This window comes from Stenotrophomonas sp. A3_2, from assembly GCF_036624925.1.
GTDB lineage: Bacteria > Pseudomonadota > Gammaproteobacteria > Xanthomonadales > Xanthomonadaceae > Stenotrophomonas > Stenotrophomonas hibiscicola.
Genome location: NZ_JAZKVY010000069.1, coordinates 1 through 525 on the forward strand (window position 1 = coordinate 1; position 525 = coordinate 525).

Consider the following 525-nt stretch of genomic DNA (forward strand, 5'->3'; position numbering starts at 1 on the left):
TCCGGCGCATTTGCGCCTTGGAGAGAAGAAACATCTCAGTCATGGCAGGACACCTCCCGCCATGCTGAGAATCACGCGACGCCGCGCCTAAGCAAGGAAATTAATGGGTCCTGAGCCTAAAGCCTGCGATTACCGAAAACAACACCATCTGTGCAGTGATCAGAGCACGCCGCTGGCGCTTATTTCGTACAAGGGCCGAAACTGCCATGATCGCAAAATCCTATCAGGGCGAGCATGGTAACCATCCCATAACTACACGGTCAATGAAAAAGCCTGTCTTTGTCTGATAGCAATAAGTGCGAGCTGGTCGGACTGGGGCGCGTCGCCATGCAAGGGTGTGTGTCAACGCGATCCCTACTGTTGCCCTTAGTGCCTGAAATGTCTTATGCCAGTGAAGACCATGGCGAGGCCCGCGTCATCAGCCGCTGCAATGACCTCGTTATCCCTCATGCTGCCACCCGGCTGAATAACCGCCGTGGCGCCTGCCGCGATCGCCGCCTGTAGGCCGTCCGCAAACGGAAAGAA

Annotated in this window: 1 pseudogene; it reads right to left on the reverse strand. The window is 56.0% G+C overall.

Annotated elements, in window-relative coordinates:
• Positions 1-366: 366 nt before the first annotated feature.
• Positions 367-525 (reverse strand): annotated as a pseudogene (gene purH / locus R5H29_RS01235) (bifunctional phosphoribosylaminoimidazolecarboxamide formyltransferase/IMP cyclohydrolase); the annotation flags it as partial.